Origin of the sequence: Thermoanaerobacter wiegelii Rt8.B1 (assembly GCF_000147695.2) — a bacterium.
Lineage (GTDB): Bacteria > Bacillota > Thermoanaerobacteria > Thermoanaerobacterales > Thermoanaerobacteraceae > Thermoanaerobacter > Thermoanaerobacter ethanolicus.
The window spans coordinates 1,241,230-1,259,322 of sequence record NC_015958.1 but is presented as its reverse complement, the minus strand read 5'-3'; the positions used below and the strand labels follow the sequence as shown (position 1 = coordinate 1,259,322).

Sequence of the window (18,093 nt, the reverse complement as noted above, 5' to 3'; positions counted from 1 at the left end):
CATATATTGTACCATAACTCTACTTAAACTAACCCTCTGTCTAGCAGAGGGTTAGTTTAAGTAGATATTTTAATTTTCCTCTTCTTTAACTTGCTGTTGTTTTTTATTTTCCTTATCCATATTTACCCCTTGAACGTGAATATTGACTTCAACAACTTTTAATCCTGTCATATTTTCCACAGCATTTTTAACATTTTCTTGTACATTCCAAGCTACTTCAGGAATTCTAACACCATAATCTACAATTAAGTACAAATCTATTGATACTTCTTTTTCTCCCACCTCTACTTTTACACCTTTGCCTAGATTCTTTCTTCCTAACATTTCAGAAAGTCCGTTTACGACTCCCCCGCTCATTCCAGCTACTCCAGGTACTTCCGTTGCCGCCAAGCCTGCAATTACACTAACTACTTCTTCAGAGATTTTAATAGTTCCTAACTCTTGATTTTCATTTGCATTTACATTTTCTTCCATAAATTTCACCCCCTTAAAAAGCAAAAATTTTTAGAGAAAATAAATATTTGTCAAATAAATTATATCATAATTGTAGTTACAAAAACAATTAAGTTTTCTTATTCCAGTCTCGTCATAATTTTTATATTATCTAATGAGACTCCTGTCTGCCTTGAGACAATTTCTACAATTTGTGCCACTTCCTCTTCTGACAGTTTATCTGCCTGTACAATTACATTTACTATGCCATTATCTATCATCACAACTGCATCTTGAAACCCCTTAGCTTTTATCAAATTTTCTATTATCATCTCTTGATTTGTTATTTCTGTAAGTTTTATTATTTGCCTTTGAGCTTCGTCTCTTGTCGCTTCACTGGTATTTTTATTTTCTACTATTTCTTTTAAAGCATCAATACTTCTACTCCTATTTATTTCTCTTTCTTCTCTATAAGTAGTAAATATTCCAGTGAAAAGTTTATCTTTTTCTGTACTAGTTTCTTTTGCAGAAGAAGTACTTGTTTGAATAACTTGCGAATTCTGACTGTACTCATTTTTAGCAGCTTCTTCTTTTTTATTGGTATACCCATAGTTTAAAACAAAAGCAATAGCAATTAGCAAGACAAGGGATATAATCGCTATAAGCTTTTTTCTCATATAGACCATAAAAACTCCTCCCCACTCTTATTTTGAAGATATTACCTTTACTTTATAGGCAGGAATCCCTAAAGCAGTTTGAACTGCCGAAGAAAGTTCGTATCTTAATCTTGGATCTTTTGCTCCATCAGCAACTACAATCACTCCCCTTATTTCTGGCATTATTCTTTTTAATACAATAGGAGCATTTTGCCCAGAGGTATCTTGAGAGGTAACTACTCTGTTGTTTGATTCTGTTTGAATGGTTTCTCGTATTCCTCCACTACTATCTTTTTCATTTGTAGTAGTACTGGATTCTACTATATCCATTGCCGCTACTACCTCTTCATCTGAATTTAGTGTTATGAGGACCTCAACATTTCCCACCCCTTCAATTTTTGACAATATATTTTTTAAATCCTTTTCTAATTTTTGAGCATAATCTTCACTACTACTTTCTTTTTGAGCTAATACCAATTCTTTGTTATCGTTGTTATTTGAAGGGCGAGGTTTTGAAAGAGCACTCGCACCTATTAACAAAATTAAACCTATTAAAAAGATAACAGTCAAATTCTCAACCAACTTTTTATTATCTTTTAAAAGCTTATCTTTAAGTTTATCAAAATCCACTCAAGTACCTCCTTTCAATTTATTCCTCTTTTATAGATATATTCTTTAATGGTACATTATAGAATGCACTTATTGTTTTTTTAATCTCTTCATAGTTAAATTTTTTATCTTCTGTCGGTTTTGCTATTTTTTCTGAATTTTGAGAAACCCTTCTCGCATTTCTAAAAGATAAGGTTATTTCTTTGATTTTCCCAAATTCTTTGTCATTTAAGTCTTCTACAAAAGAAACCTCTACTTCCACTCCCTCAATTTCATACAGATTTAAAAGCTTTTCTTTAATCTGTTCAATCAGCCTTTTTTTATATTCTGCCACAATTAGATTATCCCTCTGCTTTTCTGCTTCTTTTGAGATTTGCTCAATATTTATGTTTTTTAAAAAGTAATCATTTTTAAATACGTAGGCTTCTATATTTGCTCCTCCTTTTAAAAAATTTATCAAAGGATTTAAGATAGTAATCATGATTACAAACCCTATCGCAACTTTAGCATATTTTTTTAAACTGGAGGAAGGAACTAAAAGTTCTAAAACTATCAAAAGGATTGCAATATAAATTATCTGTGTTATCCAGTCTTTTAAAAACTCCATTGTTTCACCTACCTCAGCATAGTGGTAATATTAGCTGTTCCTATAATAGCTGTTATTGTAAAGAACATCATCACAGTAACAGAAGCCAATACCCCAAAAACATAAGTTAAAGAAGTTGCCACATCTGAAAGGCAATTTACTATCCTTTTATCGGAGATTGGTTCAATCACTGCTGCTGCAAAGCGATAAATGATTATGAGAGAAAAAAGCTTTATTAAAGGTACTGCAGAAATTATCACAATTGCTATAAGCCCATAAGTGCCTACTGCTCCTTTTATCAATAATGATGCCCCTATAACTGCATCGACACTATCAGATAAAAGCCCTCCTACTACTGGTAAAAAAGCACCAACTGTATACTTCGCCGTTCTCGATATGACACCATCTGCCATTGAAGAAGATAAACCTTGTATAGTTACTACTCCTAAAAAAATACTCAATAAAATTGAAATAGAAGCTGTAGACAAAGTCTTAAAAAAATCCCCCATTTTATTCAAGCTAAACTTTTCAGAAATATTTCCTACAATTTTTACAGCTGTCATGAGCAAAATAATAGGCAACACAAAATCCCTCATCAGATGGGCTATAAACTCAACTGTCACAATGACAACAGGGTGAAAAAACGCTGCAGAGGTAAAAGCACCTACAGAGACGAGTAAAGTTATAAGTACAGGCAGCATCGATTGCATAAAATCAATCATACTGTCAATTGCCTCTTTGCCAATTCCTAAAGCTTCTGTGAAGCTTTTAACCGCTATTACAATAAAAACTATATAAACCGCTAAAAAAGCAATCTCACTTATATTTTCATTTTCAAAGGAACCGTGTAAATTCATTAATATGCCGCCAATTACAGCCAAAATTAAAAGTTGTGTTAAAAGTCTTACAGAAGAATATAATTCTTTGAAAAACAATTTTAATAAATTTTCAAAGAGTTCCTTTATATTAAAAGGTTGTTTTCCTGATATCACATCTTGTATATAAGTCTTTATATCAACATAGGGAAGTATATTGCCATTTTTTTGATTAGCTTCTTTTACAAAGCGGTCAATCTGATAAGTGTCAATACCTTTCAATTGGCTTTCTATATCTTGTTGTCCCGTATCCGCTCTGGCAGTTGTTAATAAAATCATAATCATTAAAATTACAAAAAGTACCTTTTTCAATCTTTTACACCTCACGGCATTATTGAAAGAATTGTTTCCATCAATGCAACAATTATAGGTATTGATAAAAAAATTATGATTATCTTTCCTGCTATCTCTATTTTAGAAGCCAAATTTTTCTCATTTGCGTCGAGACATAGCTGAACTCCAAATTCTGTTATATAAGCTATACCAATGATTTTTAAAGTTGTCATAAAATAAATATTGTCAAGTCCACTTTTTCTAGCAAGAGTATTCAATACTTCTACAATTGCGCTGAGTTTTGGAAGAATCATCATAAAGATGATGACTCCGGCTACCAAACTTAAAATTATTGCCATTTCAGGATTTGTTTCTCTTAGAACTGTCAAAATAATCAAAACCACTATTCCTAAAATAACAATTTGAAATATTTCCATTCTATCACCTAATAAAGTTGAAATATTGTTTTTACTGCATTAAACAAATTGTTTATCATATATATCACCATCATCAAAACCACTACTATTCCTGCCAGTGTCACCATCATTGCTTGTTCTTCTCGCCCTGAACGGATTAATACTTGATTTAATACTGTTACCAGAATGCCAATTGCCGCAATTTTAAAAATTATATCTATGTTCATTATAATCCTCCTCTATAAAAACAATATGATTATCGCCAGTCCTGCCAAAACTCCAATATTTTTGTACAGCTTTTCGTTCTTTTTACTCTCTTCTTCTGCGTTACTAAGTTGCCTTTTTAAAAGCTCAATGGCTAAATCAAAATTTTTTTCTTGATTGTATACGTCAGAATTGCCAAGTCCATACCCAAAAGACCTCAAAATTTCTACATCTTCTTTTTTAAGATAGCCATTGTCCCATTCATTTAAAGCTATCTCCCAAGCTTCTCCTGCAGTATAACCCTCATTTTGTGATAATATCATTCCTGTCTTAGAAAAAACAAATTTTATACTTTTATCTGAAGAGCGAGAAATTGCCATGAGTATTTCTCCTAAAGGAGCTTTTGAATATGTGATTTCTATTTTAAAAAGATTTAATGAAGATATCATGCTTTTAAGTATCCAACGCCTCATTTTATATTTCAAAGCAAACAAATACCCTAAACTACTGGTAGAAAAAATAACTAAAACTATTCCAAGTAATTTCATTTTTCAGTCCTTCCTCTCCTATAGGGCCCTTTAAACAAAGTATTAAAATTCTCATCTAATATTTTTTCTACTGTACCTGCCCCTAAACGATTGCTTAAAATTACATAACGTTCAAAATATCTTAAAGAAATAACGTCTTTTAAAACAGGTTTTTTCATAAGGTCTTCAATGTCATTTGCATGAACTGTAGTTATAATCTTAACACCAGTATTCAGCACTTCATGAATCGCTTCTATATCCTCTTTTTTACCTATCTCATCTGTCACTACTACTTCTGGAGACATAGACCTTATAAGCATTATCATGCCATAAGCCTTAGGACATCCATCTAACACATCAGTCCTAATTCCCACATCCATTTGAGGTATACCATTGTAACAGCCGGCAATTTCTGACCTCTCATCTACTGCGCCTACTTTTTTACCTTTAAATCCCAAAAAATCTATTCCATTACTTATCCATCTTGTAATATCTCTTAAGAGAGTTGTTTTGCCACATTGAGGAGGTGATATTATTAAAATGTTATATACGTCTTTAGAAGGAGTAATTAAATATTTTAATATTTCCTCTGCCACTCCTATTATCTCTTTTGATATTCGATAATTGTATCCAGAAATATTCTTTAAAGTCTTTATATAACCATTTTCTAACACACATTTTCCAACTATACCTACTCTGTAACCACCTTTTAAAGTAATATATCCATTTCTTATTTCTTCTTCAAAAGCATAAAGAGAAGATTTAGATATTAATTGAAGAGCTTTTTCACAATCTTCAGAAGTAACAATATAGGCCAAAGAAGGTGAAAAAGAAATAGTCCCTTCTTTTGACACAAACTTTTCTTCATTTTTTAAATAAACTGTGAGAGGTCTATTTACTCTAAGACGTATTTCTTCTACTTCTTGCAACAGGTCATCAGGAATTTTTGTAATTACCTCTCTTACTGACGGAGGAAGAGCATAAAGTACTTCCTCAAAATTTTTTCTTGTGTTCATATACCTGTCCCTCCCCTTGTAAAATTATATTTATAAGGCTAAATATTTATGAATAAAAAAATGCCCACTAACTTTTAGTTAGTGGGCATTTTTTTATTAATCTTCATCATCATCTACAATTTTCAAATTTTTTACTTTTAGGGTTTCATTGCAATGAGGACATACCAACTCAGCATCTTCATCTTCTAGAAGCTCTTCTTCCACACTCATCAACATATGGCAATTAGGACATTCTACCTCTACATACTCTTCATAATCCTCGTCTTCATCCTCATATTCCTCATCATCGTCATAATCATAGTCATAGTCGTCATCCTCATCCTCATAGTCCTCATCGCCATATATGTGGTTTTCAATTTCAGAAAGGTCTTCATCTATTTCTCCCACATAATCATCTAATTCGGAATGGGAAGCTTCCAGCTCATTTATAGCATCTGCAAAATCCTCTAAAGTATCTAAAATTGCCAAAATTATTTTACCTTCTTTTGTGCTGTCATCTATCCCTAAGCCGTCTGCTAACCCTCTTAAGTAGGAAACCCTTTCATTTAAGTATTCCATATTCCACATACCCTCCTTTACAAAATAGTATTTGACAAATTGCTGCGTTTATACCCTCTCTAAATATTCTCCGGTTCGAGTGTCAATTCTTATTTTGTCTCCAACGTTTATAAACAATGGGACTTGGATGACAGCACCAGTTTCTACAGTTGCCGGCTTAGAACCCCCTGTTGCAGTATCTCCTCTAAATCCAGGCTCCGTTTCTACAACTTCCAGTTCAACAAAAGTAGGGGGCTCAACGGAAAAGGCTTCGCCTTTATAGAACTTTACTGTAACAATCATATTTTCTTTTATGTATTTAATTGCGTCCTCAACTTTATCATAATTTAAAGGAATTTGCTCATAAGTTTCTGTGTCCATAAAATAATAAAGTTCTCCATCATTGTACAAATACTGCATTTCTCTTCTTTCTATAACTGCTTCTTCAAACTTTTCTGTTGGGCTGAAAGTTTTCTCTATTACAGCTCCTGTCATGACATTTTTAAGTTTTGTCCTCACGAAAGCTGCACCTTTTCCTGGTTTAACATGCATAAAATCCACAACTGTAAAAACCTGCCCGTCAACCTCAATAGTTACTCCTTTTCTGAAATCACCCGCTGCTATCAAAAAAATCCCTCCATCGCTTTAGTTTAATTCAATTAAATATTTCGGTGATTTAGTTAAATTTATAACACCATCTTCTTTTAATAATACCATATCTTCGATTCTTACGCCACCAAAATCGGGAATATATATACCTGGTTCTACTGTAACAATTGCCCTTTCTTTTAAAATTTCTTCTTTTTTGAAAGACAAGCTCGGCGCCTCATGAACTTCAAGTCCTACTCCATGTCCTAAAGAGTGACTAAAATACTGTCCATAACCTTTTTCTTCAATAACAGACCTTGCTAACAAATCCGCCTCTTTAGAAGTGACACCTGCTCTTATATTATCTATCGCTTTTTGCTGGGCTTCTAAAACTATGTTATATATCTCTTTTTGCTTTTCACTGGCTTTCCCCATCACTATTGTTCTTGTCATATCAGAACAATAGCCACCTACTTTACATCCAAAATCTATTGTGACAAAATCACCTTTTTCTATCACTTTTTCAGAAGCTTTTCCATGAGGAAGAGAAGACCTTTTACCTGATGCTACAATCGTATCAAAAGATAGGTCTTCTGCTCCTTGTTTCTTCATAAAATACTCTAATTCTAATGCTACTTCTTTTTCTGTCATTCCTACTTTAATGAATTTTAACAGATGCTCAAAAGCCCTATCAGTAATATTTTGTGCTTTTTTTATGTTTTCTATTTCTTCCTCATCTTTTACCATTCTCAAAGTCTCTACCAAATTAGCCTGTGGTATTAGCTCAATCCCTAAGAGCTCTTTTAATTCCCTATACTGTCCATAAGAAATATTTTCTTCAAAGGCTAGTTTCTTTATCTCCAATGTTTTAATGTATTCTTTTAAAACTTCTTTTATGCCAGTTTTGTGCTCGATAACTTCAAAATCTTTAACTTCTTTTTGTGCTTGCTCAGTATATCTTCCATCTGTAATAAAAATAGCTTTATCGTGGGTCACAAGAGCTACGCTGTCATCTCCAGTAAAGCCAGTAATATATGTAACATTGACAAATTTATAAATAACAAACGCTTCTATGTCTTTTTCTTTCATCAATTCTCTCAAATTTTGTAACCTTTTATTCATGATTTTACCCCCCAATTGAATCCTCTAAAAACTTAACTGCATTGAGGGCAAGGACATAACTATAAGGTCCAAACCCCGTTATCACACCTTTACACTTAGATGCAGTAACAGAGGTCTTTCTGTAATCCTCCCTTCCAAAAATATTTGAAATATGAACTTCTATTACTGGAACTGACACAGCTGCAATAGCATCCATAATAGCTAAACTGTAATGAGTGTAAGCTGCCGGATTTATAATTATAGCATCGAAATTGTTTTCTGCAGAATGGATAAGGTTAATTATTTCTCCTTCACTATTAGATTGCTGAATCTTGACAGCTATATCTAATTTTGCAGCCTCTCTTTTTATCAGATTATTTATTTCTTCGTAATTTATATCTCCATATACCTCTTTTTCTCTTTTACCTGTCAGATTTACATTAGGGCCATGAATTATCAAAACTCTTTTCATAATCTCACCTCACTTTACTATAATACACCTTATTTCCTTATTTGTCCACTACCTAAAATTACATATTTGTAGGTGGTAAGTTCTTTAAGTCCCATTGGCCCTCTCGCATGCATTTTTTGTGTACTTATTCCTATCTCTGCCCCAAAACCAAATTCTCCTCCATCTGTAAAGCGAGTAGAAGCATTTACATATACAGCAGCCGAATCTACTGATTTTAAAAACATCATGGCATTTTCATAATTTTCTGTAATAATGCTTTCCGAATGGCCTGTCGAATACTTTGAAATATGATCTAAGGCTTCTTCTATGCTATCTACAACTTTTACAGCCAGTATAAGGTCTAAATATTCCGTTTCCCAATCCTTATCTGTAGCATCTTTAACTTGAGGACATATTTCTTTTGTAATTTGACACCCTCTTATTTCTACTCCCAAAGAAGTCAATTCTTCTACCATTAAAGGCAAAAATTCTTTTGCAATAGATTTGTGAACCAAAACTGTCTCTACTGCATTACATACCCCTGGCCTTTGTACTTTTGCATTCACAATGATGTCTTTTGCCATATTAAACTTGGCAGTCTCATCTACAAAAATATGGCAATTGCCTACTCCTGTCTCTATTACAGGCACTGTAGAATTTTCAATGACATTTTTTATAAGACTTGCTCCCCCTCGAGGAATAATGAGGTCAATTAGACCATTTAACTTCATCATACGGTTTACTTCTTCTCTATCGGTATTTTCTATAAGCTGTATTGCCCCTTCAGGAATACCAGCCTCATAGGCAGCTTCAGCAAGAATAGAAGAAATTGCTATATTGGAATTGATCGCATCACTTCCTCCCCTTAAAATCACCGCATTCCCCGACTTTAAACATAGGCCTGCCGCATCAGCTGTCACATTCGGGCGAGATTCATAAATTATACCTATTACTCCAATTGGCACTCTCATTTTGCCAATTTGAAGTCCATTTGGCCTCTTCCACATCTTTTCTATACTTCCTACAGGGTCAGGAAGAGCAGAAATCTCTCTTAATCCTTTTGCCATAACTTCGACTCTTTTTTCATCAAGTTTTAGTCTATCTATGAGAGAAGCTTTTATATTCCTTTTTTCAGCCTCCACAACATCCTTTTTATTAGCCTCAAGTATTTTTCCAATATCTTTTATTAAAGCATCTGCCATGTGATTCAAAGCTAAATTCTTTGTATTTTCATCCAACACAGCCATTCTTCTTGCCGCAGCTTTTGCCTGTTTCGCCTTTACTTCAACTTCCATACTTCTCACCTCTTTCAAGTATTACAAGATTGTTCCTATGGATTACTTCATCATAATATTTATAACCTAATACCTTTTCTATTTCATGAGTTTTACAACCTTTTATCTTTTCAACTTCTTCTGAAGAATAATTAATAAGTCCTCTGGCAATCTCTTTTTCTTGATGGTCAACCACTGCAACACAGTCTCCTACATCATAATCCCCTTCAGTTTTTACAACTCCACTTGGTAATAGACTTTTCCCATGCTTTATAATAGCTTTCGCTGCTCCTTCATCAATAAAAAGAAATCCGTTCACTTTCGCATTAAAAGCAATCCAAATTTTCCTGCTATTTATCGGGTTTTTCATAGGCAAAAATGTAGTGCCAATTTTTTCGCCATTTGCTATCCTATTTAATACATTGTCAATTTTCCCATTCGCTATAATCATCTTAACTCCTGAATTCCAACATATCTTTGCTGCCTGAATCTTTGTATACATTCCCCCAGTTCCTCTTTTTGTCCCAGCACTACCCGCAATTTTAAACAATTCATCTGAAAACTCTTCTACGATTTCTATAATTTTTGCCTCTTTATAAATTCGAGGGTCTTTATTATAAAGTCCATCAATGTCAGTCAAAATTATCAAAAGGTCAGCCTCAACTAAACTAGCAAGCAGCGCCGCTAAAGTGTCATTGTCTCCAATTTTGATTTCATCAACAGTTACTGTATCATTCTCATTTATTATTGGCACAACGCCCCATTTGAGCAGGTTTGACAAGGTATAACTGACATTTAAATACCTTCTTCTATCGCTAAAATCTTCCTTAGTCAAAAGAACTTGCGCAGTAATTTTGCCATATTCATTAAAAAACTTTTCATAAATCTCAATTAAAAGCCCTTGCCCTATAGCCGCTAGGGATTGCTTTTCTGGAATGGTTTTAGGTTTTTCCTTTAAATTTAATTTTCCCATTCCCGCCCCAATTGCCCCAGAGGTTACTAATACTACTTCCTCTCCTCTGTTTAATAAATTAGCAATTTGCCTTACTAACTTCTCCATTATTTCTAAATTCAATTTACCATTTTCATATGTCAAAGTGCTTGTACCAACTTTTACTACAATTTTCATACTTTCGACATCCTTTTTGCAATATTTAGATATATCTCTTTTAGTTTTAAAGCATCTTCTGCCATAGTTCCTCTCGATTCACATATGACAATAGGCTCCATCTTTCTTTCATAGAAAAGCTGTGCCAAAGGCTCAAATTCTGGCCCGTATTGAGTGTCTTTCAGTGTCCAATGCCTTTTTTCTCCCTGCTCTGTGTATTCAATTCTGCTAAAATGGACGTGTATCTTTTTCGCCCTTTCTTTTCCCAAATACCTTTCAATAATATCCAAAACCTCTGCATAATCTTCTATAGACTTAAACCTTCCATTATCTCTTGCATGTAAATGGGCAAAGTCTATAGTGGGAATAATTCTCTTATCCACATTGCACAGCTCCAATACTTCTTCTAAAGTACCCAATTGGTTTTTCTTTCCCATTGTCTCTGGACATATGGTTACGTCAGTAAGTCCTTTGTCCTCCATCTCTTTTAAAATTTCATTTAAAACTTTTTTTGCTCTCTCTAAAGCCTCTTTTCTCGTCCCTTCAGTCGCAGAGCCGGGATGAAAAGTTACCCTTTTTGCCCCCATCCATTTTCCCGCAATTAAACTATCTATTAAGTATCTTTTAGAATTCTCCATTTTGGTTTTATCAGTAGTAGCTAAGTTTATGTAATAAGGAGCATGAACAGTAATAGTTATGTTGAATTTTTGTGCGTTTTCCTTAACCTCTTTCGCCATCTTTTCGCTAATTTTTATTCCCCTTGAAAAAGAATATTCATACGCATCAAGCCCCATGTTATAAAGCCATTCAGGCATCTCTAGAGAAGACTTATGCCCTTCTTTGTAAAAACTGTCGGAATTCCCAGAAGGTCCAAATTTTATCGTCAATCCCCTCATCCTTTCTTAAGTCTGATGTAAGCCTTTATAACTTCCTCTGCTACTTCATCTATTGTCATATCGGATACATCAATAGTGTAGTCGGCAAACCTATAAAAAGGCTCTCTTTCTCTTAGAAGCTGTCTTATTTTTTCTTCTGGATTATCCACCATAAGAAGAGGCCTGTCTTTATTCTTTCCTATATTCCTCAATATAATTTCTGGCCTCGCTGTAAAGCAAATTACAACTCCATTTTTTCTTAATTGTACAATATTTGAAGGGTTTAATACAACACCCCCTCCTGTAGCAATCACAAAATTTTTTAATCGAGCTGCTTTTATAACCGCTGCTTTTTCTAATCTCCTAAAAAAGTCTTCTCCATATTTTTCAAAAATCTCTGAAACAGTCATATTTGCCATTTTTTCGATCATTTTATCAGTATCTATAAAACCAAAGGACATAGTGGTAGCTACTTTTTTGCCAACAGTAGTTTTCCCGGTAGCCATAAAACCCGTTAAAACGATGTTTTTCATGAATATTTCCTCCCTAAGGCAATGAAGATATTTTCTCTTTTAAAACTTTTTCTATAGTATCAGTTATTACCTTATTCACATCTATGTTTTGAGGAGATTGAGAAGCAGAAGGCTGTTCTACATTATTTGATTGTTCACTTCTGGTATCATCATACAGAGACTTGAAAGGGTCACTTTTACCTTTTAAAAAATCTGTCGGTATTGAAGTACCACCACTGTCTTTCATTGAATAAATAAAGATCTGTAGAGTCAAAAGAAGGTTGTGCTGATTTTGGTCTTTTTCAATAGAGAAACTTTGAATGTTACAAAGTCTCTTAGAATTTTGTATTTCATTTAGAAAAGCTATAATCTCATCGTAATTACCTGAAACAGTAATATTTACGGGTATTGTCACAAAATCTTCTTTTTTCACATTACTAGTTTCTTTTTGACTTTGATCTTGGTTTTCAAAAGTTAAGCTTTTTGTCTTTACACCTGTATCATTGACCATTTGTTGTAAATTAAAAAGAAAAATTTCTATATCCCTTTCTTCTGGTAAAATCATGCTTAATTCCTTTAGTTGAGTTTGTTGCTTGTCTAAACCTTCTCTTAAATTTTTATTGTTTAAAGCAGTTACTTGTTCTAAAATTTGTCTTTTATTTTTTAATTCAATAGATAAATTTCGTATTTCTAAAATTTTGGGAGTTAAATAATATTGATAATAAAGTGCAAAAAATCCGAGTATGACAGCAAAGTAAATTAATACTCTTTCTCTTCTTGTAAGCTTCATCTATGATACCACCTTGATTTTTACTTGTAAAACATATTTTAGAAGGCCTTTATCTGTCAAATCCACCGATATCACTTTCACATCTTCTACATAACTTATACTTCTTAGGTTAAGCATAAAAGCTGCTATATCAGATTCTGAAAGTGCTTGTCCATCTATTTCCAAAATATTTTTCTCATATTTCAAAGAATCAATAGATACTTTTTCAGGTATATTTGAGGCTAAATTTTGCAATATACCTACTGCATCCACTTTTTGCTTTTTCAATTTTTCTATTAAGCTTTTCTTCTTTTCTATATAAGCGGATAAATCTTTTACATTTTGCTGCAACTGAGAAATGTCTTTAAATTTACCTAATTCATTATCTGCGTATTTTAAGTCTTGATACAATTTATTGATATATACCAGTGGAAAAGCTATTAAGGCAAAAATAACGGTGATTAAAACAAACACAAAAAAAAGACGGGATATTTGTTTTTTTCTTCGCATTTTTTGTTCCTTTAGTTCAGCTGGTATGAGGTTTATATCCTTCAACCTATTCCCCCCTTAAAAGGCATCCATAAACAGGTAAAAAGTATAAATAATCTTCTGTTTCTATCACAAAAGTAGGTATCCTAAAATAATCTTCCACGTATTCTCTCAATCCTAAAAGTTTAGAAGTACCACCTAACATGATAATTTTTTGTATATTTTTATGATATGTGGCATAATAAAAATCAAATATTCTGCTTAGCTGTTGAAACACTTCCGAAAAGGATAAAAGTATAGTATCTTCTATATCCTTATAGTTTTCTTCTCCAATAAATTTTTTTGCCCTTTTATATTCTTCTGCTGCTTGAAAATCTATATTAAAGGCATTCGCAATTATTTGTGTAATTTTATTTCCACCAAACTCTATGCTCCTACTAAAAATGTAATTTCCGTTATCAATCACCGTCACATTGGTAACAACTGCCCCTATATCTACAACTGACACTATTCCTTCAGCTAAATTCACCTTTTTACAAGCTTTATAAATTGAATTGCTATAAATATCAATGGCTTCTAATTTTAATTTTAACATCTCTGCTAATTTAACATATTTTTCTATTATATCCTTAGGAGAAGAGGCAATCAGTACTCTAATCATTTTATCTTTCTCCGCAATATTAGGTAAATATCTATAATCTATTACATAATTTTCATAATCAGGAATGTATTGCTCAATCTCATAGTATAAGGCCTTTTCGACTTCCTCTTCTTTCATTAGTGGCAATTCTAAATCCCTTATTATATTATTTGAGCTGGAAATAGTAAAACACACTTGTTTTTCTTTGATATTGTTCCTTTTCAAAGTCTCATTAATTACATCTGCCAATGAATTTATATCAATAATTTTACCATTAGTTATCACATTAGAAGGCGTATTTATCATTAACCTTTTACCAAAGAATTTATTCTTTTTTTCTCCAACTAATAATTTTGTATTAAAATTCCCTATTTCAATTCCAAGCATTTTTTACCTCCTAATGGCGCTTATTGTTATTCACTTTAATAGCAGCCATTGTTATAGCTTTTATTATGTCTACCTCAAATTGCCTGACTAACTCATTTGTCTTTACATATAGTTCTCCTTCTTCTGATACAACATATTTTGGAGGTAAATTGTTAAGTGCTAAAGCTTTTATGTCCATTCTACATCTGTCGCATTTACAAACGTCTAAATCTTTCAAAACCTTATCCATCATTTGGTCAACAGCGTCTTCCATGTAATTTTTAAGATGCATAAAAACCCTCTCCTTATTTTTATTGTGTTTGTGGAATTGAATCAATTGTCCATTTATCTACTATAGGTGGAGACTGTGATGTATTACCACTAAGAATCACCTTATAATTCGCACTCTTATCAGAACCCATCTTCGTAATATTTACATTAATATTAAATGTAATCTCCGCATAACCGTAACGTACGATTTTGTTCATCCTACCTTCCGTCCATGCACGTACTTTATAGGTTAAAACTTGAGCTCCTTCATTTTCAAAAGCTTCAATTGAAGGAGGAACCATTTCTATACTGTCAATTTTATACTCTTGTCCTGAATCACCCAGTGAAATCCACTCCCCTATTGGGATGTCAAGTCCAAATGACTCCTTTAATAAATTTTTGGCATCTTGTTTATACTGAATTTTAGTTGTATTTTTATTTTCAACTACATTTATCCAAAATTCACCTTTCCCTTTTCCTTTCCCTTTTCCTTGATAAGCATCTAACAAAGCTATGTTAAATTCATTTTTTACTCGTTCAAGGCCAGCTTCTGCTGCATAAGTAGCTGAGATAGAGTTTGCATAAGCATGAGAAATTTTGTAATTGGTAACAGTTACTTCTAAAATTGCTACAGCTAAAACTGTGAGAATCAAAATTACCATTAAAGTAAAAATTAAAGCAGAACCTCTCTCATTGAACATTTATACCACTCTTTCTTAAAAAAACGTCTGTAGAAAGAGAAAATCTGTTTGAGCCGTTATCATCACTTTGTCCAATTATTTCAATATTTATCATGTTGCCATTTTTTTGAATTATATTAAATCCGTAAATCTTTACAGCTAATTCGTGACCTACATTGTCATTAATATACAAAGCATGTTTTTTGTTGTCTAGCTTTATTGTAATCTCATCACGATTATTCACATCTTTCATCAATAAGCCATGGCCATTATCAATAATAATGACTTCAGAAGGGCCTTTTTCTAATAAAGATATGATATAATTCATAGCAAACCTGACATTTTGCTCTACATCTACACTGTTTTCAGTGCTTATGAAGGATTTAAAGCCCGAATAATATAAAGAAGAGTAAACTCCTATTACCACTCCGAGTATTGCCAATGTTACGATAAGTTCGATGAGGGTAAATCCTTCTTCTTTTCTCACCACCATTTTAACCACCATGGAACCTTAACGCCAGTAATTTCTGAAGCTTTTGTCCCTATTGCTTTTAAACTAGTAACTCCCTGTTTTATCATGTTAACAATAGTATCTGCTATAGTGAAAATTTTTGTTTTGGTAACCTCATTCCAACCCAATGTGATTACCACAAAAACTAAAAATAAAGCAGTCCATGTAGCAATTATCACTATTGTTATCAGGTCCACTACATGCTTTATTACATCATTACTACTGCTACCGCTTCCACTTGGGTCTTCCTCAGAAGGTATTTCTACAGGAACATAAGAAGTAATTTCCGTTGCAGGCGCCATAATATAAAGGGTATACATAGGAGTGTTTGAACCAATTTTTCCTACTTTTATTTGATACTGAGAAACTTCCCCTGTAGAGGTTTGCTGTTCTACATAAGCTATAAAGCCTTCTTTTTCAAAGTCAGTTACTACTTTGGCAAGGTCTGCCTTGTCTTTTACAATTCCCGCCTTTATGTTTTCTGCAATTGTCTGCGCAATTGTAGCTTCTTTTGTCTTTATCTTAGAGTTAGCAGAAGTTATAGCAGATTGACTAAAAATACCCAAAAGAGGTATTGCCACTATTGCAAATATAGCTATTGAGACAAGTACCTCTATTAAAGTCATGCCTTTATTATCCTTTAAAATCTTCATAAAATCACTCCTAATAATTCCCCTTTATCATAATACGCCCTGTAGCAGGAAGCACAGTTATATAAATTTCTTTTTTGTTATTTTTTAAAGTTATTGTACAACCTCCAGTAGATGGAACCCCCATCTGATTAAACCTTATTTCTTTTTGTATATTTTTCTCTATTATAATTCCTTTAGGCAAATCTTTTGTCTTAATATTTTTATCGTCCTCATATCTATTTATGTAATAACCAGTCTTATCGGGTTTGATTTCAAAATATAAATTTTCTCTTTCGAAAATACTTTTGTGCTGAATATATTTTAAATCCTTCACAACTTCATGAGCTATAAGAGTAAGTCTTACATTTGACCTTGTCGCATCAAAAAAGTCAGTCGAAGGAATAACTATAAGAACTATAACTGTGAAAATTGCCAAAACCGTTACAAGCTCTATTAAAGTTAATCCTTCCTCTCTTTTCATAAGCTTAACCTCTTATGAATTTTATATAATAGTTAAGAATCTCATACCCATACAAAATTGAAATAAACCATGCAATGGAAATGTGGGGTGCAAAAGGAATGTAATCTTTTCTCCCTTTAATTTTCAAAGCTACTAATATAGCTCCTCCCAATGCTCCAATGATTACAGAAAGGAAAAGCACTAAAATTGTAAGCTTCCATCCTATAAAAAATCCAATTAACGCCATAAGTTTTATGTCTCCTCCTCCCATCTCTCCTCCAGAAATTAAAGAGATGAGAAGGAGAATTCCTCCACCTAAAATTAAGCCCAATACATAATCCAAAAATCCATAATTGTACATTAACAATCGAAAGATTATAGCACCTACAAATCCTGCAATAATTATTTTATTTGGCACTATTTTGTGTTCCATATCAATAAAACTTATTGAAATCAATATAGAAGCTAAAAACATGTAAGAAAAAGCTTTAAAATCTAAACCAAATTTATAGTAAATTATCAAAAACACAATTCCAGTCAATGCTTCAACAACAGGATACCTTGCTGAAATCTTTTCTCCACAATACCTACATCTTCCTTTAAGTAGAATATAACTCAATATAGGTATTAAATCAATAGTTTTTAATTCATGTCCACATTTAGGGCAATGAGAAGGAGGATAGACTATTGACTCTTTTCTTGGCACTCTGTGTATGACCACATTTAAAAAACTTCCTATAATTGTGCCGAATAAAAATATCAGTATGTAAAGTAGTATCTCCATAATGACCTCCTAAAAAAATATTAAGGAGGGCACAAAAATGTGCCCTGGATTATTTAATTATTTCATATGGAGCAGTAGCTAAAATTGCTCCATTATCATCAATAGACACTTGAACTTTATGATTATTTTTATCAAGAGTAATTACAAATTTGCTTCCGCCAGATTGAGGTATGTAATTATCAGCTAAATAATGTTCATTGTATAATTGATCCACTGTAGGGATATTATCATCACTACCCTTATCCACAATCCATCTTGCTGCTGCATCTGCTATAATTTGTGCTGAAGCCTTATCAGCTTTTTCTTTAGAACTAGTTAATGTCCCTGTAAATTGAGGCACTGCAATGGCTGCCAGTATCCCTAAAATTGCAATGACAACAATTAATTCAATTAGTGTAAAACCTCTCTCATCCTTGTTTAATGCTTTTACAAACCATTCCATCCTTTTTCAC

General features: G+C 32.7%; 27 protein-coding genes. All 27 read right to left on the bottom strand.

Going from position 1 to position 18,093, the window contains the following annotated elements; genetic code table 11:
• Positions 1–69: 69 nt before the first annotated feature.
• The 27 genes from THEWI_RS06170 to THEWI_RS06040 all read right to left on the bottom strand — a co-directional run bounded on the left by THEWI_RS06170 (position 70) and on the right by THEWI_RS06040 (position 18,083).
• Entirely contained in the window at positions 70–474 is a 405-nt protein-coding gene (locus tag THEWI_RS06170; protein ID WP_003869838.1) for an Asp23/Gls24 family envelope stress response protein, read from the bottom strand.
• Between the two features lie 98 nt (positions 475–572).
• A complete protein-coding gene (locus tag THEWI_RS06165) occupies positions 573–1,118 on the bottom strand; it encodes a SpoIIIAH-like family protein (RefSeq protein ID WP_003869837.1) in 546 nt (181 codons plus the stop codon).
• A gap of 18 nt (positions 1,119–1,136) precedes the next feature.
• A complete protein-coding gene (gene spoIIIAG, locus THEWI_RS06160) occupies positions 1,137–1,718 on the bottom strand; it encodes a stage III sporulation protein AG (RefSeq protein ID WP_014062812.1) in 582 nt (193 codons plus the stop codon).
• 19 nt (positions 1,719–1,737) lie between these two features.
• Positions 1,738–2,304 (bottom strand): stage III sporulation protein AF, encoded by a 567-nt coding sequence (gene spoIIIAF / locus THEWI_RS06155; protein ID WP_004396366.1) that lies wholly within the window; start codon positions 2,302–2,304, stop codon positions 1,738–1,740.
• An 8-nt stretch (positions 2,305–2,312) separates the two neighbouring features.
• On the bottom strand, positions 2,313–3,470 hold the full coding sequence (gene spoIIIAE / locus THEWI_RS06150; protein ID WP_014062811.1) for a stage III sporulation protein AE: 1,158 nt from the start codon (positions 3,468–3,470) through the stop codon (positions 2,313–2,315).
• An 11-nt stretch (positions 3,471–3,481) separates the two neighbouring features.
• Positions 3,482–3,868: a stage III sporulation protein AD gene (spoIIIAD, locus tag THEWI_RS06145; RefSeq protein ID WP_003869833.1), complete on the bottom strand. Its 387-nt coding sequence runs from the start codon at positions 3,866–3,868 to the stop codon at positions 3,482–3,484.
• 8 nt (positions 3,869–3,876) lie between these two features.
• Positions 3,877–4,074, bottom strand: a complete 198-nt coding sequence (gene spoIIIAC, locus THEWI_RS06140; RefSeq protein ID WP_003869832.1) for a stage III sporulation protein AC — start codon at positions 4,072–4,074, stop codon at positions 3,877–3,879.
• A 12-nt stretch (positions 4,075–4,086) separates the two neighbouring features.
• Positions 4,087–4,599 carry a stage III sporulation protein SpoIIIAB gene (gene spoIIIAB, locus THEWI_RS06135; protein WP_003869831.1) on the bottom strand — a complete coding sequence of 171 codons (513 nt, stop codon included), beginning with the start codon at positions 4,597–4,599 and terminating at the stop codon, positions 4,087–4,089.
• On the bottom strand, positions 4,596–5,594 hold the full coding sequence (gene spoIIIAA, locus THEWI_RS06130) for a stage III sporulation protein AA (protein WP_014062810.1): 999 nt from the start codon (positions 5,592–5,594) through the stop codon (positions 4,596–4,598). The genes spoIIIAB and spoIIIAA overlap by 4 nt, the downstream gene beginning before the upstream one ends.
• A gap of 96 nt (positions 5,595–5,690) precedes the next feature.
• Positions 5,691–6,152, bottom strand: coding sequence for a CD1247 N-terminal domain-containing protein (locus tag THEWI_RS06125; RefSeq protein WP_003868440.1), 462 nt, complete (start codon positions 6,150–6,152; stop codon positions 5,691–5,693).
• A gap of 48 nt (positions 6,153–6,200) precedes the next feature.
• Positions 6,201–6,758 (bottom strand): elongation factor P, encoded by a 558-nt coding sequence (efp, locus tag THEWI_RS06120; RefSeq protein ID WP_004396379.1) that lies wholly within the window; start codon positions 6,756–6,758, stop codon positions 6,201–6,203.
• Between the two features lie 18 nt (positions 6,759–6,776).
• Positions 6,777–7,841, bottom strand: a complete 1,065-nt coding sequence (locus THEWI_RS06115) for a M24 family metallopeptidase (protein ID WP_014062809.1) — start codon at positions 7,839–7,841, stop codon at positions 6,777–6,779.
• A 4-nt stretch (positions 7,842–7,845) separates the two neighbouring features.
• Complete coding sequence (aroQ, locus tag THEWI_RS06110) at positions 7,846–8,292, bottom strand: type II 3-dehydroquinate dehydratase (protein ID WP_003869827.1); 447 nt, start codon at positions 8,290–8,292, stop codon at positions 7,846–7,848.
• 29 nt (positions 8,293–8,321) lie between these two features.
• Entirely contained in the window at positions 8,322–9,566 is a 1,245-nt protein-coding gene (locus THEWI_RS06105) for a glutamate-5-semialdehyde dehydrogenase (RefSeq protein WP_014062808.1), read from the bottom strand.
• Positions 9,556–10,674 carry a glutamate 5-kinase gene (gene proB / locus THEWI_RS06100; protein ID WP_014062807.1) on the bottom strand — a complete coding sequence of 373 codons (1,119 nt, stop codon included), beginning with the start codon at positions 10,672–10,674 and terminating at the stop codon, positions 9,556–9,558. The genes THEWI_RS06105 and proB overlap by 11 nt, the downstream gene beginning before the upstream one ends.
• The gene (locus tag THEWI_RS06095) at positions 10,671–11,549 is read right to left on the bottom strand and encodes a TIM barrel protein (protein ID WP_003868446.1); all 879 of its coding nucleotides are present in this window, start codon (positions 11,547–11,549) and stop codon (positions 10,671–10,673) included. The genes proB and THEWI_RS06095 overlap by 4 nt, the downstream gene beginning before the upstream one ends.
• Complete coding sequence (locus tag THEWI_RS06090) at positions 11,546–12,061, bottom strand: shikimate kinase (protein WP_014062806.1); 516 nt, start codon at positions 12,059–12,061, stop codon at positions 11,546–11,548. The genes THEWI_RS06095 and THEWI_RS06090 overlap by 4 nt, the downstream gene beginning before the upstream one ends.
• A gap of 13 nt (positions 12,062–12,074) precedes the next feature.
• On the bottom strand, positions 12,075–12,830 hold the full coding sequence (locus THEWI_RS06085) for a type IV pilus inner membrane component PilO (RefSeq protein WP_014062805.1): 756 nt from the start codon (positions 12,828–12,830) through the stop codon (positions 12,075–12,077).
• Positions 12,831–13,364 (bottom strand): PilN domain-containing protein, encoded by a 534-nt coding sequence (locus THEWI_RS06080; protein WP_003869821.1) that lies wholly within the window; start codon positions 13,362–13,364, stop codon positions 12,831–12,833.
• 1 nt (position 13,365) lies between these two features.
• Positions 13,366–14,325: a type IV pilus assembly protein PilM gene (gene pilM, locus THEWI_RS06075; RefSeq protein WP_006570464.1), complete on the bottom strand. Its 960-nt coding sequence runs from the start codon at positions 14,323–14,325 to the stop codon at positions 13,366–13,368.
• 10 nt (positions 14,326–14,335) lie between these two features.
• On the bottom strand, positions 14,336–14,596 hold the full coding sequence (locus THEWI_RS06070) for a late competence development ComFB family protein (RefSeq protein ID WP_003869819.1): 261 nt from the start codon (positions 14,594–14,596) through the stop codon (positions 14,336–14,338).
• Positions 14,597–14,615: 19 nt separating this feature from the next.
• The gene (locus THEWI_RS06065) at positions 14,616–15,275 is read right to left on the bottom strand and encodes a pilus assembly PilX N-terminal domain-containing protein (protein ID WP_014062804.1); all 660 of its coding nucleotides are present in this window, start codon (positions 15,273–15,275) and stop codon (positions 14,616–14,618) included.
• On the bottom strand, positions 15,265–15,747 hold the full coding sequence (locus THEWI_RS06060; RefSeq protein ID WP_003869817.1) for a PilW family protein: 483 nt from the start codon (positions 15,745–15,747) through the stop codon (positions 15,265–15,267). Before THEWI_RS06060 ends, THEWI_RS06065 begins: the two co-directional genes overlap by 11 nt.
• Complete coding sequence (locus THEWI_RS06055; RefSeq protein ID WP_014062803.1) at positions 15,738–16,418, bottom strand: type IV pilus modification PilV family protein; 681 nt, start codon at positions 16,416–16,418, stop codon at positions 15,738–15,740. The genes THEWI_RS06060 and THEWI_RS06055 overlap by 10 nt, the downstream gene beginning before the upstream one ends.
• A 10-nt stretch (positions 16,419–16,428) precedes the next feature.
• On the bottom strand, positions 16,429–16,878 hold the full coding sequence (locus tag THEWI_RS06050; RefSeq protein WP_014062802.1) for a prepilin-type N-terminal cleavage/methylation domain-containing protein: 450 nt from the start codon (positions 16,876–16,878) through the stop codon (positions 16,429–16,431).
• Positions 16,879–16,882: 4 nt separating this feature from the next.
• Positions 16,883–17,641, bottom strand: a complete 759-nt coding sequence (locus tag THEWI_RS06045) for a prepilin peptidase (protein ID WP_014062801.1) — start codon at positions 17,639–17,641, stop codon at positions 16,883–16,885.
• A 49-nt stretch (positions 17,642–17,690) separates the two neighbouring features.
• Complete coding sequence (locus THEWI_RS06040) at positions 17,691–18,083, bottom strand: type II secretion system protein (protein WP_014062800.1); 393 nt, start codon at positions 18,081–18,083, stop codon at positions 17,691–17,693.
• Between the last annotated feature and the right edge of the window lie 10 nt (positions 18,084–18,093).